Annotated in this window: 14 protein-coding genes and 1 riboswitch; of the genes, 11 read left to right on the forward strand and 3 right to left on the reverse strand. The window is 66.6% G+C overall.

Annotated elements, in window-relative coordinates; all coding sequences use genetic code 11:
- The first annotated feature begins 12 nt into the window (after window positions 1-12).
- From QMX81_RS01205 to map, 5 genes are all read left to right on the forward strand, one after another.
- Complete coding sequence (locus QMX81_RS01205) at window positions 13-2,301, forward strand: Orn/Lys/Arg decarboxylase N-terminal domain-containing protein (protein WP_282257594.1); 2,289 nt, start codon at window positions 13-15, stop codon at window positions 2,299-2,301.
- 28 nt (window positions 2,302-2,329) lie between these two features.
- Window positions 2,330-3,232, forward strand: a complete 903-nt coding sequence (locus QMX81_RS01210; protein ID WP_152151273.1) for a cation diffusion facilitator family transporter — start codon at window positions 2,330-2,332, stop codon at window positions 3,230-3,232.
- A 114-nt stretch (window positions 3,233-3,346) separates the two neighbouring features.
- On the forward strand, window positions 3,347-3,778 hold the full coding sequence (locus QMX81_RS01215) for a RidA family protein (RefSeq protein ID WP_282257596.1): 432 nt from the start codon (window positions 3,347-3,349) through the stop codon (window positions 3,776-3,778).
- Between the two features lie 74 nt (window positions 3,779-3,852).
- Window positions 3,853-4,065: a ParD-like family protein gene (locus tag QMX81_RS01220; RefSeq protein WP_088433419.1), complete on the forward strand. Its 213-nt coding sequence runs from the start codon at window positions 3,853-3,855 to the stop codon at window positions 4,063-4,065.
- A complete protein-coding gene (gene map, locus QMX81_RS01225) occupies window positions 4,062-4,829 on the forward strand; it encodes a type I methionyl aminopeptidase (protein ID WP_282257602.1) in 768 nt (255 codons plus the stop codon). The genes QMX81_RS01220 and map overlap by 4 nt, the downstream gene beginning before the upstream one ends.
- A 29-nt stretch (window positions 4,830-4,858) precedes the next feature.
- Here map and QMX81_RS01230 read toward each other — a convergent pair whose 3' ends face one another.
- Window positions 4,859-5,635: a response regulator gene (locus tag QMX81_RS01230; protein WP_121037134.1), complete on the reverse strand. Its 777-nt coding sequence runs from the start codon at window positions 5,633-5,635 to the stop codon at window positions 4,859-4,861.
- On the reverse strand, window positions 5,632-6,756 hold the full coding sequence (locus QMX81_RS01235) for a histidine kinase (protein WP_152151277.1): 1,125 nt from the start codon (window positions 6,754-6,756) through the stop codon (window positions 5,632-5,634). The genes QMX81_RS01230 and QMX81_RS01235 overlap by 4 nt, the downstream gene beginning before the upstream one ends.
- Before the next feature lie 220 nt (window positions 6,757-6,976).
- Between QMX81_RS01235 and QMX81_RS01240 the strand changes: the two genes are divergently transcribed.
- Complete coding sequence (locus QMX81_RS01240) at window positions 6,977-7,369, forward strand: hypothetical protein (protein ID WP_121037130.1); 393 nt, start codon at window positions 6,977-6,979, stop codon at window positions 7,367-7,369.
- Between the two features lie 23 nt (window positions 7,370-7,392).
- On the opposite strand, the gene QMX81_RS01245 is transcribed toward QMX81_RS01240, so the two are convergent.
- Entirely contained in the window at window positions 7,393-7,845 is a 453-nt protein-coding gene (locus QMX81_RS01245) for a MarR family transcriptional regulator (RefSeq protein WP_121037128.1), read from the reverse strand.
- Window positions 7,846-7,895: 50 nt separating this feature from the next.
- Between QMX81_RS01245 and QMX81_RS01250 the strand changes: the two genes are divergently transcribed.
- The 5 genes from QMX81_RS01250 (at window position 7,896) to pnuC (ending at window position 15,547) form a co-directional block, all read left to right on the forward strand.
- Window positions 7,896-9,044: an NAD(P)/FAD-dependent oxidoreductase gene (locus tag QMX81_RS01250; protein ID WP_282257606.1), complete on the forward strand. Its 1,149-nt coding sequence runs from the start codon at window positions 7,896-7,898 to the stop codon at window positions 9,042-9,044.
- A 103-nt stretch (window positions 9,045-9,147) separates the two neighbouring features.
- Window positions 9,148-11,346: a hypothetical protein gene (locus QMX81_RS01255; RefSeq protein ID WP_282257609.1), complete on the forward strand. Its 2,199-nt coding sequence runs from the start codon at window positions 9,148-9,150 to the stop codon at window positions 11,344-11,346.
- 103 nt (window positions 11,347-11,449) lie between these two features.
- Window positions 11,450-12,586, forward strand: coding sequence for a phosphotransferase (locus tag QMX81_RS01260; protein WP_282257612.1), 1,137 nt, complete (start codon window positions 11,450-11,452; stop codon window positions 12,584-12,586).
- A gap of 39 nt (window positions 12,587-12,625) precedes the next feature.
- Window positions 12,626-12,721, forward strand: a riboswitch (TPP riboswitch).
- Window positions 12,722-12,788: 67 nt separating this feature from the next.
- Window positions 12,789-14,954 carry a TonB-dependent siderophore receptor gene (locus QMX81_RS01265; RefSeq protein ID WP_282257613.1) on the forward strand — a complete coding sequence of 722 codons (2,166 nt, stop codon included), beginning with the start codon at window positions 12,789-12,791 and terminating at the stop codon, window positions 14,952-14,954.
- On the forward strand, window positions 14,951-15,547 hold the full coding sequence (pnuC, locus tag QMX81_RS01270) for a nicotinamide riboside transporter PnuC (RefSeq protein ID WP_121037118.1): 597 nt from the start codon (window positions 14,951-14,953) through the stop codon (window positions 15,545-15,547). The genes QMX81_RS01265 and pnuC overlap by 4 nt, the downstream gene beginning before the upstream one ends.
- Window positions 15,548-15,555 lie beyond the last annotated feature (8 nt).

Consider the following 15,555-nt stretch of genomic DNA (forward strand, 5'->3'; position numbering starts at 1 on the left):
AGGAGAATCCCTGTGTACTTCAAGTCCCTTGATTACCCGATCATCGTCATCGACGACGACTACGAATCCCCGCGCATCGGCGGCATCCTGATCCGTGCGCTGGTGGACGAGCTGCGCAAGAACGACCAGCGCGTGCTGTGCGGCTTGACCCTGGCCGACGCGCAGGCCGGTGCGCGCACCTATGTGGCGGCCTCGGCAGTGCTGATCTCCATCGATGGCACCGAGGAGAATCCGGAGCAGTTCCAGCGCCTGCTGGGCTTCCTGCGCGAACAGACGGCCCGCCGCGCCAACCTGCCTGTCTTCCTGTACGGCGAACGGCGCACGATCGAGAAGGTACCGAGCAAGCTGCTGAAGTTCGTGCACGGCTACATCTTCCTGTTCGAAGACACCAAGAGCTTCATCTCGCGCCAGGTGATGCGTGCGGCCGAAGACTACATGGCCAATCTGCTGCCGCCGTTCTTCAAGGCCCTGATCCACCACACCGCCGAGTCCAACTACTCCTGGCACACGCCGGGGCATGCCGGCGGCGTGGCGTTCACCAAGTCGCCGGTCGGGCGTGCGTTCCACCAGTTCTACGGCGAGAACACGCTGCGCAGCGATCTCTCGATCTCGGTGCCGGAACTGGGCTCGCTGCTCGACCACACCGGCCCGATCAAGGAGGCCGAGAACGAGGCGGCGCGCAACTTTGGCGCCGACCATACCTTCTTCGTCACCAACGGCACCTCCACTGCCAACAAGATCGTCTGGCACGGGACCGTGGGGCGCGGCGATGTGGTGTTCGTCGACCGCAACTGCCACAAGTCGCTGCTGCACTCGCTGATCATGACCGGGGGAATTCCGGTGTACTTCACCCCGAGCCGCAACGCACACGGCATCATCGGCCCGATCAGCCTGGATCAGTTCACCCCCGCGGCGCTGCAACAGGCCATCGCCGCCAACCCGCTGGCCAGCAAGGCGTACAAGGCCGGGTCCAAGCCGCGCATCGCGGTGGTGACCAACTCGACGTATGACGGGCTCTGCTACAACGCAGAGAAGATCGCCGAGGAGATCGGCAGCGCGGTGGACTTCCTGCATTTCGACGAAGCCTGGTACGCCTACGCCGCGTTCCATCCGTTCTACGAGAACCATTACGGCATGGCCAAGGGCAAGCCGCGCGAGCAGGATGCGATCATCTTCACCACGCACTCCACGCACAAGCTGCTGGCCGCGTTCTCGCAGGCCTCGATGATCCACGTGCGCAATGCGGCGTCCCGCGAGTTGGATGCCGAGCGCTTCAACGAAGCCTTCATGATGCACACCACGACCAGCCCGCATTACGGGGTGATCGCGGCCTGCGATGTGGCCTCCAAGATGATGGAGGGCGCGGCAGGCGAATCGCTGGTGCAGGAGATGCATGACGAAGCGATCGCCTTCCGCCGCGCGATGCTGCACGTGCGCGAGGACCTGGGCCGCGACGACTGGTGGTTCAGCGTCTGGCAGCCGGACAAGCTGGAGCGCTCGCTGGCCAAGGGCGATGCCCCGGCCCCGATGGTGGCCAAGCGCAGCGAGTGGTACCTGCAGCCGGATGCGCATTGGCACGGCTTCGATGGCCTGGTCGACGACTACGTGCTGATCGATCCGATCAAGGTGACCCTGCTCACGCCCGGGCTGTCGATGGACGGCGAAATGGGCAAGCGGGGTATCCCGGCTGCGGTACTGAGCAAGTTCCTGTGGACGCGTGGCATCACCGTGGAAAAAACGAACCTGTACTCGGTGCTGTTCCTGTTCTCGATGGGCATCACCAAGGGCAAGTGGAGCACCCTGGTCACCGAGCTGATGGCGTTCAAGGAGCTTTACGACGGCAACGCGCCGCTGACCCGTGCGCTGCCGCAGCTCGCCGCCGAGTTCCCGATCGCCTACGCCGGCTGGGGTCTGCGCGATCTGTGCGATGCGCTGCACGCCTTCAACGAAGAGTTCGGCGTGGCCCAGGTGATGCGCGCGATGTACGTGGACCTGCCCGAGCCGGTGATAACCCCGGCCGAGGCCTACGACCATCTGGTCCGCGGCCAGATCGAACGGGTCGACATCGAGCAGATCAGCGGCCGCATCGCCGGCACCATGCTGGTGCCCTACCCGCCGGGCATCCCGACCATCATGCCGGGCGAGCGCTTCGGCGCCAGCGATGAGCCGATCATCCAATCGCTGCGGATCGCCCGCGAGCAGAATGCGCGCTTCCCGGGCTTCGAGTCGGATGTGCACGGGCTTATCATCGATACCGACGGCGATGCGCCGAGCTACAAGGTGGAGGTGCTGAAGGTCTGACGCCCGCGCGGAGGACCCTCGGCCAGCGATGGATACAGCACGCGAGCAGCGGGTCCTCACATTCTCCATCGGGGTGACGATGGCGGTCAGCGCCATCGGCTTCATCGGCGGCCTGTTGGTGGGGTCGCAGGCGATTCTGTTCGACGGTGTCTACAGCCTGGTGGACGTGGCGCTGACCCTGGTGGCGTTGTCGGTGCTGCGGCTGGTGGCGCGGGAAGAAAGCCCGCGCTTCCAGTATGGCTACTGGCACCTGGAGCCGATGGTGGAGGCGCTTGGCGGGGCGATCCTGTCGCTGGCCTGCATCTATGCGTTGGCCAACTCGGTGATCGGGCTGACCACCGGGGGGCATGAGGTCAAGGCGGGGCCTGCGCTGCTGTGGGCCGCCGTACTGTGCGTGAGCAATCTGGCCATGGCGGCGTTCGTGCGTACCCGTGCGATGCAGTTGCATTCGGCCCTGCTGTGGCTGGACGTGCGCGCCTGGCTGCTCAGCGGGCTGATGAGCCTGGCCGTGGTGCTGGCGTTTGCGATCGCGCTGCTGCTGCGCGGTGGTGAGCATGCCCACTGGATTCCCTACCTGGATCCACTGGTGCTGGCCGCGATCAGTGTCGCGGTGCTGCCGGTACCGCTGCGCAGCGCCTGGAAGGCCATGCGCGAAGTGCTGCAGGTGGCGCCGGATACGCTGGATGCGCGCGTCCAGGCGGTGATGAAGGACTTCGTCGCCGAGCACGGCTATCTGGATTTCACCAGCCACGTGGCCAAGATGGGCCGCATGCGGTTCGTCGAAATTCACATCCTCACTCACCCGGAAACGGTGATCGGCAACATCGGCAATGTGGATCGGCTGCGTGATGAGATCGCCGAGCGCCTGGATGCGCGCGGCAGTGAGTTCTGGTTGACCATCGATTTCACGGCCGATCCGGCCTGGACCTGAGGCGCGCAAGCGGAACGTCAACGACAGCGCCGCAGCGTTCCAAGGCGCTGCGTTGACCTCAACCTCGGTTGAGGCCGGAGACTGCGCACCCACTCCCCGACGACGTCTCCCCCCATGTTGACCTATGCCCCTGTTGCGCCCGCCGGCCTGTTCGGCTTCATCAATCCGTCCGGTTTGTACGACCCGACCGCGAACGGCTATTCCCACGTTGCGGTGATACGGCTGCCGGCCCGCGTGATCCACATCGCCGGGCAGGGCGGGGAGACCGCCGATGGCGCGTTGTCGCCGCGCTTCGAGGCGCAGGTCGCCCAGGCGCTGGACAACCTCAGCCTCGCACTGGCGTCGGCCGGTGCCACCCTGGCCGACGTGGCCAAGCTGACCGTGCTGGTGGTGGATCACGATCAGGACCGGCTCGGCATCCTCTCGGATCAGATCGGCCGCCGCTGGCCCTTGGGTCGTGCGCCGACCTGCACGCTCATCCCGGTGCCGCGGCTTGCGTTGGACGGCATGCTGTTCGAGATCGAGGCAACGGCCTACACCGGCTGAGCGATCCGGGGCGGGCCTTCTCATGCGATATACGAAACATATATGATGTGTATATCACTTCAGAGGGCTCGCCCATGGGCATCGTCAACATCGATGACGAACTGCACGACAACCTGCGCCGCGCCAGCGGCGTCTCGGGCCGCTCGATCAATGCCCAGGCGGGGTTCTGGATCAAGATCGGCATGCTGTGCGAGATGAATCCGGGTATGAGCTACCAGGAGATCGTCAGCCGTGAACTGCGTGCCGCCGGGGTCGAACCGGGCGCGTTGCGGGTGGCCGAAGCATGATCAAGACCGCTGAAGAACAGGCGCTGATGCGCGCATCGGGACGCCTGCTGGCGCAGGTGTTCGACGCGCTGGACGAGCTGCCGCTGGAGGGCATGAGCACGCTGCAGGTGAACGATTGGGTCGAGCGTTTCATCGTCGATCAGCTGCACGCCCGCCCGGCGAGCAAGGGCCAGTACGGCTTTGCCTACGTACTCAATAGTTCGATCGACAACGTGGTCTGCCACGGCGTGCCCTCAGCGGATGTGATCCTGCGCAGCGGCAGCATCGTCAACCTGGACATCACCCTGGAGAAGGACGGTTACATCGCCGATTCCAGCAAGACCTATCTGATCGGCGAGGTGGACTACGCGGCCAAGCGGCTGGTGCGTGTGACCCGCGAAGCCATGTGGAAGGGGATCGGCGTGGTGCGCCCGGGCGCGACGCTGGGCGACGTCGGTTTTGCGATCCAGCAGCATGCAAAAGCGCATGGCTACAGCGTGGTGCGCGAATTCTGCGGTCATGGCATCGGTCAGGAGATGCACGAAGAGCCGCAGGTGCTGCACTACGGTCGGCGTGGCGATGGGCTGGAACTGGAGGAAGGCATGACCTTCACCATCGAGCCGATGATCAACCAGGGCCGCGCCGCCATCGACATGAGCGACGACGGTTGGACCGTGACCACCCGTGATGGAAAGCTGTCGGCGCAGGCCGAGCACACGGTGCTGGTGACCGCCGATGGCGTTGAGGTCCTGACTCTGCGCACGGGCGAGCGGATGCCCGACTGAGCCGGGCCGCCGGGCCATGCTCGGCGGCCTCATTCGCTACGGGTGGACACCAGCTTGAGAAACGCCTCGTTCTGATAGCGGCTCATGCGCAGCTGCTGACCGGTGTCCATGGTCACCACGTGGTGGCCGTTGAACCAGGGGTGGATCGCCTTGACCCGGCGCACATTGACAATCGCCGAGCGATGCACGCGCGCGAAGTGCCGCGGGTCCAGCCGGGCGGCGAGGGTGGCCATGGTCTCGCGCAGCTCATGCATGTGCCCGACCAGGTGGATCTCCACCGTGTTGCGCGCCGCCTTGATCCAGACGATGTCATCGACCGCCACCAGCACCACATGCTCATCCACGCGCACCGGGATGCGCTGCAGGTAGTCGTCACGCTGCCGCAGCGCATCCAACGCCTGCAGGATCTGCGTCGAGGCCTGTGCGCCCAACGCGGCGGATGTGGACAACCGCGCTTTGGCACGCTGCAATGTGGCGGCAAAGCGCTCACGGCTGAACGGTTTGACCAGATAGTCCACGGCATTGGCTTCGAAAGCCTTCACGGCGTACTGCTCGTAGGCGGTGACGAACACGGTGGCCGGCATCCGCTCGGCACCGATGGTGGCGACCACGTCCAGGCCGGTGATCGCCGGCATCTGGATGTCCAGGAACACCAGGTCCGGCGACTGGTTGCGGATGGCGTTGACCGCCGATACGCCATCGCCGCATTCGCCGACGATCTCGATATCCGCATCATCGCGCAGCAACCGGATGACCGCATGCCGCGCGATCGGCTCATCATCGACCACGAGGACGGTGAGGCTCATGCCGGCGCAGTGCCCGGGAAGAATTCCGGTGCATCGTCGGCGATCTCCAGTTCCCGGAACGGAACGCGGATGCGGCACACGACACCTTCCGGCCACATCAGGTCCAGCCTTACCTCGGCGGCATCGCCGTACAGTTCCTTCAGGCGCAGGCGAGTGTTGGACATGCCGATGCCGTGCCCCGCCGATGCGGTCGGTTCGGCCGAGAGGGTGCTGTTGCGGTTGCGCACTTCGATGCACAGCGTGTCGCCATCGCGGCGAGCCTCGATCTCGATGGTGTCGCTGCCCACGCGCTGGCCGATGCCATGGCGTAGCGCGTTCTCCACCAGCGGCTGCAGGATCAGGCTGGGCACCGCGCAGGCCAGCGTGTCCGGGGCGATATACGTGCGGGTGGTGAGCCGATCCTTGAAGCGGGTGCGTTGGATGCCCAGATACAGCTCGATCAGGTCCAGTTCCTGGCGCAGGCTGATCTCCTGGCCGTCGTAGTCTTCCAGGAAGGCGCGCAGCAGTTCGCTCAGGCGCAGCAACATGTCTTCGGCCGAGACCTTGTCCTCGTCGAGCAGGGTAATGATCGCGTGCAGCGTGTTGAACAGAAAGTGCGGCTGCAGCTGGGATTTGAGCGAGAGCAACCGCGACTGCGCCAGCTCGGTGGCCAGCTGGCTGGCTTCCAGTTCGCGCCGGGCTTTTTCGGCATGGAAATGGATGGCCTGCTGGATCGCGAACAGCGTCCAGTAGGTCAGCAGCCCGATGGCGAAGTGCTGCTCCAGGAAGTAGCCCAACTGCTGAAAGAAACCGCTGGGCTCGAACAGGGTGGAGACCATCGCACCCACGACCATCGCAATGAACGTCATGCACAGGCTGGCCACCACCTGTGCGCCCAGCCCGTGCAGGCGCCCGCTGCCGCGTACTGGAAAGCGCTCGGCGAGGCGGAAGACCGTGGGTGCCAGGGCAGCCCACGTGTACCACTGGATCAGCGACCAGCGCAGGAGATCCCAGAGGGGTTGTTGACTGTTCGGCAGGCCGGCGTTGATCGAGGTCTGCAGGGCGAACACCACGGCCACCGCCGTCCACAGGGCGAGGTAGCGGGACAGGCGAATCCGGGTGCTGCCGAGGCGAATGTGCATGGTGGGTTCCGGGCCAGGCGCTTCTGGCGGACGTCATCTTAGGCAGGCGGACGTGCGTGCGGGAAGCGCCATGAGGCCTCATTACGATTGGTCCGCGCGTGGCGACGATTGGTCCCGGACCGGTTGCCGGGCCGCCGTCGCGACGGCGAGATGGGACGACCGGAACGCGCCCTGCGATGCAGCCGCTGCCGGTATCCCTTCCTTGCTGGAGACCGCTGCCATGACCCTGACCCGCGCCGTTGCCCTTGCCGGACTGCTCTCCACCATGACGGTACCGCTTGCCGGCGCTGCCAACGCCCGTTATCTGACCCTGGTCAACCGCGCGCATGACAGCGTGAGTGCGGTGGAGGTCGCGCCTGCCGGCAGTGACGCGTTCGCGCCCCGTGCGTTGGTGCGCAGGCTGTCCGGGGGCGGCGATGCGGTGACGGTGGACCTGGCTGGCGAGGGCTGCCGCTTCGATCTGCGCTTCACCTTCGTCAACGGCAGGACCCAGGTCTACCAGGACGTGGATGCCTGCCGTGGCAGCAGGCTTGCGATCCAGCCTTGGCCGCAGGACCGTGCGGGTCAGGCGCGTCCCGACCTCCGGGTGGCCGATCAGCAACGGCCGCGCTGATGGATGCGATCAGCCTGGCCTGATCAGCCGCTCGCCTCGAGGTTGGCGTTGAGGCGCACCATCAGCGACTGCAACTGCGCCATGTCGGCGGCGCTGAAACCGGCGGTCGCTGTTGCGCTGGCCGCTTCCATGACCGCCTGTGCGGCAGGCAGCCGTTCGCGTGCCTGCGGGGTCAGCGCGATCAACCGGCTGCGGCGGTCGTCCGGGTCCGGGCGACGCTGGATCAGCCCGTCGCGCTCCATGCGATTGAGCAGCTGCGCCATGCTCGGCTGCTCGACACCGGCGATCCGGGCAAGTTCGCTCTGCGGCAGGGCGTTGCCATGCTTCAGTGACACCAGGACGGGGAGCTGGCTCATCGCGAAACCCAGTTCGCGCAACGGTGCATCCACGATCCTCTGGAAGCCGCGGTAGGCCACGCCCAGCAGCTTGAGGGGCTTGTCGGTGGACAGCGGGGGAGGTGAGGATTGACTTTCCATAGGTGGCTATCTATAAATATAGGCCCCTATGTTAGTCCCGGATGGATGCCATGCCCAGCCCCCCTCGTATTGCCATCGTCGGCGGCGGCCCCGCAGGCCTGACCCTGGCGCGGATTCTCCACACCCACGGTCTGCCGAGTACCGTCTATGAGGCCGAGCGCGATCCCGATGAACGCCCGCAAGGGGGCAGCCTGGACCTGCACGCCGAGTCCGGCCTGCTGGCGCTTGAGCGTGCCGGACTCAGCGCGGCATTCGAGGCGATCGCACGGCACGACGACCAGGGCGAGCGCCTCCTCGACAAGACCGGTCAGGTGCTGTTCGAGGACAACGAAGGCGCCGATCGCAGCCGCCCCGAGGTCGATCGCACGGCATTGCGCGCTCTGTTGATCGATTCGCTTCCTGCCGACACCCTTCAGTGGGGCAGGCGACTGGTGGACGTACGCAGCAGTGCGGACGACCGCTGGGAGCTGGTGTTCGACACCGGTGTGGAAGGACCGTTCGATCTGGTGATCGGCGCCGACGGCGCCTGGTCCAGGGTGCGCCCGTTACTCTCGCCCTATCGGCCGCAGTACAGCGGGCTGACCTTCATCGAGTTCGGCATCGACGACATCGACCGGGCCCATCCCGGCTTGGCTGCATTGGTCGGTCGCGGCAAGGTCGGCATCGAAGGCGACGGCCGCATGATCATCGCCCAGCGCAACGGCCATTCGCACGTGCGCGGCTACGCGGTGTTCCGCGTCCCCGTCGACTGGGCGGCGACGCGGTTCGATTTCACCTCGCCCGAGGCGATGCGCACGTCACTGCTGGAAGAATTCGAGGGATTCGCCGAAACGATCCGCGACCTGTTCCGGGCCTGCAACACCAGATTCGTGGCGCGTCCGATCCACGCGCTGCCGGTCGGACACCGCTGGAATCCACGTGCGGGGCTGACCCTGATCGGCGATGCGGCGCACCTGATGTCCCCCTTCGGCGGTGAGGGTGTCAACGCGGCGATGCTGGATGCCGCGGAGCTGGCCGCGCAACTCGGTCAGGGGCCGGACTGGCAGCGCGCCGTGGCAGCCTACGAGGCGCACATGTTCGAGCGCGTCATCGAGGCTGCGCAGGGCTCGGCCGAGGGCGCTGCGACCCAGCTTTCGCATCTGGGCCTGGCCCCGACGGTAGCGTTCTTCCAGGCGCAGCAGGCAGCACGACGTTCCTGAGCCGTGGTCGGGTCATGAAAGGTCTTGCGGCAGGGCCTTCACGCGATGACGGCTGCATCTTGCCGATAGTGGGCCGTCATCCTGCTTCCTGTTGCGGACCCACATGCCCCTGATTCCCGAGCGCGTGCAGCGCTGGCCCCGGCCGTGGCGCGTGGCGTTGCTGTCGCTGCTGGCGCTGTATGCGCTGTACCTGCTGGCGGGCAATGTGTTCCTCAATACGCCGCTGTTCGATGCGGTGACCAACCGCAAACCTGAAAAATTCACGATGCAGACCGGGCCCGCGCTGACCCTGATGCCCGGGCAGGCCGTGGTCTGGAATATCCGGATGCGTGGCCAGGCCAATCGAACGCAGTATGTGTTCCGCGCCGACCGGGCGAGTGCCTGGATCGATCTGCCAGCGCTGTTGCGCAAGGAAGTGCGCATTCCGCGCATTGATGCCACGGGGGTTGAAGCCGAGGTCGAGCGTGTCGAAAAGGCCATCCCACCGCCGCCGCGGGGTGACTGCGGCTGGACCCTGCGCTTCGATGCGATCCACAGCGAGACGATCCGCAGTGGGCGCTTCGGCAAGTTGCTGATCGTCGGCCAGGGGCGCGGCAATGTCGGTTTCCTCAAGCAGCTCAAGGGCGGGCCGTCGGAGCTGTTTGATTCCACGGCCGGCTTCGATGATGCCCAGGTCAGTTTCGACGGGGTCAATGTGCTGGACGATGCCCAGATCGCCGCGCGCTTCCACTTCCCGCGGCACTATCGTGACGACGCGCCGGGGTTGCAGAAACTCGGCATCACCTGGGCGCAGCTGCAGATCGACGCGCGCAGCCAGGGCCTTCGCATCGATACGGGTGGCCCGCATGTCAAGGTGGGCAGCGCGGTTTCCAACGCGCGCCTGACCGCGGATGTAACGCTGGAGGAAGGCGCGCTGCGCCCCGGCAGCCGACTGGTCTGGCGGCTGCCGCTGCATGCCGGCGTCCACGCCGATGACCGCGGTCTGCTGGCACTGCAGCTGGACGTGGCGCAGGACATGCGGGTCCAAGCGCGGCTCCCGCGTGACCCGGAAACGGGCAGCGAACTCAATGCCGATCTGCGCGTGACCGGCCGGAAGATTCCGTTCCAGGCCCCGGCCGAACTGCTTCCACGGCTGTCTGGCAACGTGCAGGGCGCCTGGCAGTTCCAGTCGCTCAATTGGATCAGCGATCTGTTCGTGAAGAAACCCTGGTTCCATCTCGACGGCGGTGGACTGCTCAAGGCAGACGTCGTCATTGCCGACGGTGAACTGGCGCCGGGCAGCACGGTGGATATCCCGCAGGTGGCCGCCGTGGCCGAGGTTGCAGGGGTCCGGATGCGCGGCGACGCCCACGCACAGGGGCGGATCGTGGAAGGCGAACCGCCGCAGGCGGAGCTGAAGGTGCAGATCCCGCGCTTCCAGGCTGCGCCAACCAACGCGCCGAAGGCGGTGTTGTTCGATGGCCGCCAACTGGCGCTGACCCTGCGCGGGGATGCGCGGTTGAAGCAGTTGAGCGACGGCATGCGCGCCCAGCTGCGCTTCACCGATGCGCGGGTGCCCGACCTCACCGCCTACAACCGTTATCTGGGCAACGACAACGTGCGCCTGCTCGGCGGTACCGGTCTGCTCAGCGGTGATGTGTCGCTGGATGCCTCCGGCCGGGTAGGCAAGGGCAGTGCCGATCTTCGTGGCACCGGAGCCCGGCTCAGCGTGGCGGGCATCGCGATGCGCGGCGATGCGCAGCTGCAGGCGCGTCTGCAGCGTGCGGATTTCGACAGCCGCCAGTTTGATCTCGGTGGCACCACGGTGGACCTGCGCAACATCCACGTCGGCGATGAAAAGAGTGACGGGCGTTGGTGGGGCAAGGTGGCGATCCGCAGTGGCCACATCGATGCGGCCGCGCCGTTCCAGGTGGATGGCCTGGCCGACCTGCGCCTGCGCGATGCCGGGCCGTTGCTCGGCGTGTTCGCCCAGCGCAGCGAATACCCGCGCTGGGTGCTCGGGATGCTGGATTCCGGGGAGGTGCAGGCCAGTGGGCAACTGCGCTGGCGAAGTGGCGAGCTGATCGTGGAGGATCTGCAGGCCGAGAACGAGCGACTGTCCCTGCAGGCGCGGCTGGATCTGAGTCATGGCAAGCGGCGTGGCGATCTCTACCTGCGCTGGGGCGTGCTGGGGGCCGGCATCGAGCTGCAGGGCGAGCAGCGCAAGTGGCACCTTGCCGGGGCCCGCGACTGGTATGCGGAGCAGCCGCGGCTGCTGCCGGCCACGCCCGCCGCAACGAAGCAGGGTGACGGCAAGCGCTGACGGGACGCATCTGTTCCCCCCTGGCCGGGCGTGGCTTGGTATCCTCGCCGCGCCCACTGTCTGGTGACAGCGTGCCTTTTCGCCGTCATCGACCCGTCATCCCATGAGCAACAGCACCCACCGCGTCCAAGGCCTCAACAACGATGAGGTGGCCGCCGACTGGCCCGCCATCACCGACCGCGAGATCACCTGGCTCAGCGAACGCTTCGCGCCGCTGGCGGGCGCGTGCCGGCTGCTGTGGCACAGCCCGCGACCGATGTCCGCCGCGGCCATTGTCGAGAGCGACGCGGGCCGGGTGTTCGTCAAGCGCCACCATGGCAGCGTCCGCAGTGCGGCTGGCCTGGGCGAAGAGCATCGTTTCATCCAGCACCTGGCCGACCACGGCGTGCCCGTCGTCGAGGTGCTGCGTGACCGCGATGGCGCCACTGCGGTGGAGCACGAGGGGTGGACCTACGAACTGCATGGCGTGGGCCATGGCCAGGATCTGTACCGCGATGCGCCCTCCTGGACGCTGTTGACCGATACCGCGCAGGCGCACGAAGCAGGGCGGATGCTGGCCAGACTGCATCTTGCATCGGCCACCTACCACGCGCCCCAGCGCAGCACCCATCTGCTGGTCGCCCGCGATGACCTGATCCGTGCCGCCGATCCCATCGCCGCCCTCCAGGCCGGGCTCGACGATCGCCCCGGGTTGGCGGCCTATCTTGCGCGGCAGGACTGGCAGGCCGATCTGCAGCGGGCGGTGCTGCCATGGCATGACGGCCTGGCCGAGCGGCTGCAGGCCGAACCGCGCCTGTGGGCGCACAACGACTGGCACGTGTCCAATCTGCTGTGGCGCCAGGACGGCAGGTCCACCGTGGTCGATACGGTGCTCGATCTTGGGTTGGCCTCACCGACCAGTGCCTTGTTCGATCTGGCCACCGCCATCGAACGCAACGCCATTGCCTGGCTGGCGCTGGAAAACGGCGAGGCGGCGGTGCGCGTGGATATCGCACTGGCGCTGCTGGCCGGCTACCGCGGGATCGTGCCGCTGTCTGCCGAGCGCGTACACCGGCTGGCCGATCTGCTGCCGATCGTGCAGCTGGATTTCGCACTCTCGGAAGTGGAGTACTTCGAGGCCGTGACCCACTCCCCGGCCAATGCCGACGTGGCCTACCACACCTTCCTGCTCGGGCATGCTGACTGGTTCAGCACCGCGGCGGGGCAGGGCCTGCTGAAGGCGCTGCACGCCGCCGCCTGAGGACAGACTCGCAAATCCGTACGGTTTGTAGTGAAATAGTCACAGAAGCGGGGGTGCCTGGCGAAACCAGGCTGAGAGAGTCCCTTGGAACCTGATCCGGTTTGCACCGGCGTAGGGAGCTTTGAGCAGCAGGCATACCGCCGTGATGGGTCGGTGCGCGTGCGCGCCTTCGCTTCGTCTCCCCCAGCTGATGACGAATCGAATGAACCGTTGCTTCCGCCCCACGCTGTTGTCCGCCGCCCTCTGCGCCGCGCTGCCTCTTCATGCCAACGATCTCGCCGATGCGCCCGAGCGCTCGCCGACCGAGCTTGCCGCCGTGCGCGTGCAGGCGCATCAGCCGGCAGCCACCGCCACGCAGACCAGCAGTTTCGGCGCGGGTGACTGGAAGAGCACCCCGGCGTCGGTGAACGTGCTGGATCGCGACCTGCTGGACAGCCGCCAGATCCGTACGCTGTCCGAGCTGGCCAGCAACGATGCCTCGCTGGGCGACAGCTATGCACCGGTCGGTTACTACCAGAACATCGCGATCCGCGGTTTCCCGCTGGATACCGGTACCGGCTACCGTTTCAACGGGCTGTCCATCACCGGCGAGCAACGCCTGGCGCTGGAGAACATCCAGTCGGTGGAGATCCTCAAAGGCGAGGCCGGCCTCGCCGCGGGCGTCATGGCGCCCGGCGGCATCATCAATTACGTGGGCAAGCGCCCGGCCGAGGTCCGCAACGTCACCCTCGGCACCAATTCGGAAGGCTCGCGCTACACCGCGGTGGATCTCGGCCATTGGCTGTCGCCGCGTTTCGGCGTGCGCTTCAATGCCGCGTGGGAAGACACCGACTCCTACATCGACCATGCCGACGGCCGCCGCAACTTCTACTCGCTGGCCACCGACTGGCTCATCGGCGAACGCGGCAAGCTGGAAGTGGATGCCAACTACCAGACCAGCGCGCAGCGCTCGGCCTCGGGCTATCAGCTGCTGGGGGCCACCGAGCTGCCGCGCGGCGTGGACCGCAAACACCTGCTGGGCTATCAGGCCTGGCAGCGGCCGGTCGGCATCGACAGCACCAACCTGACCGCGCTGCATACCTACGATTTCAGCCCGGGCTGGCAGTCGCGGGTATCGGCCAGCTACAGCCGCTCGGTGATCGACGACAACGTCGCCTTCGCCTACGGCTGCTACTACGCCGCCGAATGTGCCGATGGCAGCGTGCCGGGCAACTACTTCGCGCCCAATGGCGACTACGACATCTACGATTACCGCAGCCCGGACGATACCCGCCGCAACCTGGAATTCCGTGGCGAACTGCGCGGCAGGTTCGCCACCGGCGATATCCGGCACGCGCTGAGCGTGGGTGCTGACCGTTTCGAGCGCACCGTGGACAAGCGCCGCAACGTCAACGAATACGTGGGCACCGCCAACATCCACGATGCACAGGTGCCGCAGTTCGAACCGTCGCCGCTGATGCCGGGCCCGTCCGCGCGGCGTCTGGACAGCGCGCAGACGGCGGTATTCGCACTGGACCGGATGAGCTTCGGCGATTGGCAGTGGCTGGCCGGTGGGCGTTTCGTGCGCCTGGACGAGCGTGCCTACGACAAGCGTGGCAACCCCGAGCGGCACAGCCGCCTGTCGCGCTTCCTGCCGCAGACCGCGCTGGTCTGGAAGGCGACCGACGAGGTCAACGCCTATGTGAGCTACGTGCGGGGTATTTCGCTTGGCCAGGAAGCGCCGTTCTGGACGTCCAACGAAGGCACGTTCCTGCCTGCGGTGCTGTCGCGCCAGACCGAAGTGGGCGTCAAGTATGTGTCCAGCGATGCGCTGACGTTGGGTGCCGCTTTGTTCCGCACTTCGCAGCCGTTCCAGTACGCCAAGCCGGACGGCAGTGATGCCGGCTACACCTTCGTCCAGGAGGGGCAGCAGACCCATACCGGGCTGGAACTCACCGCGCAGGGCCAGCTCACCGAGCGCCTGTCGCTGACCGCCAGCGCCAGTGTGCTGCGCGCCCGCGCACGCGATGCCGGCACGCCGGATTACGAGGGCCACCAGCTGATCAACGTGCCCAAGACGCGCGCGACCGTGCACGCGGAGTACCAGCTGCCGTTCGTGACCGGCCTGGGGCTGACCGGCGGATGGCGTTACGCGGCCTCCAACGTGGCCACTGCTGATGGTCGCGTGAGCGCACCGGCCTACAGCGTGTTCGACGCCGGCCTGCGCTTCAAGCATCAGCTGGCTGAGCATCCGGTGACCTGGAATCTCTCGGTGGACAACCTGTTCAACCGCTTCTACTGGCGCGATACCGGCAGCAGCTCTGGCGACTACTACCTGTTCCCGGGCGCACCGCGTCAGGCCAGGCTGTCGGTCACGTTCGCGCTATGAACCCGGCGATCCTGGAATGGTCGGCGGCCGGTGTCAGCATGCTCGGCGTGTGGCTGATGACGCGCCGGGTGCCCCTTGCCTGGCCGGTCGGGCTGATCTCGGTGGCGCTGTACGCGCTGGTCTTCGCCGAGGCCCGGCTGTACTCGGACACGCTGCTGCAGGTCGTCTTCGGTGGCTTCCTGGTCTACGGCTGGGTGCGCTGGCGTGGGCAGGTGGAGGACGATGGCCGGGTCGCGATCATGCCGCTGGCGCGGGCGGCCATGTGGCGTGACCTCGGCATCGGCGTCGCCTTCGGCATCGCGCTCGGCGCGGCGATGCACTTCCTCACCAATGCAGCGTTGCCGTGGCTGGATGCAATGCTGGCTGCGCTGAGTCTGGTCGCCCAGTGGTGGCAGGCTCGGCGTCACACGGCCGCATGGTGGCTGTGGATCCTGGTCGACGTTGTCTACGTCGGCATGTACATGGTCAAGTCACTGCACGTGACCGCGGTGCTGTATCTGGTGTTCGTCGGCCTGGCCGTGATGGGGTTGCGGGCATGGACGGTGGCGCGCAACGACGCGCTGCTTCACAACGCAGAAGGGCGGCGCGGTTAGATCCGCGC

Origin of the sequence: Stenotrophomonas sp. PS02301 (assembly GCF_029959485.1) — a bacterium.
Taxonomy (GTDB): Bacteria; Pseudomonadota; Gammaproteobacteria; order Xanthomonadales; family Xanthomonadaceae; genus Stenotrophomonas; species Stenotrophomonas maltophilia_Z.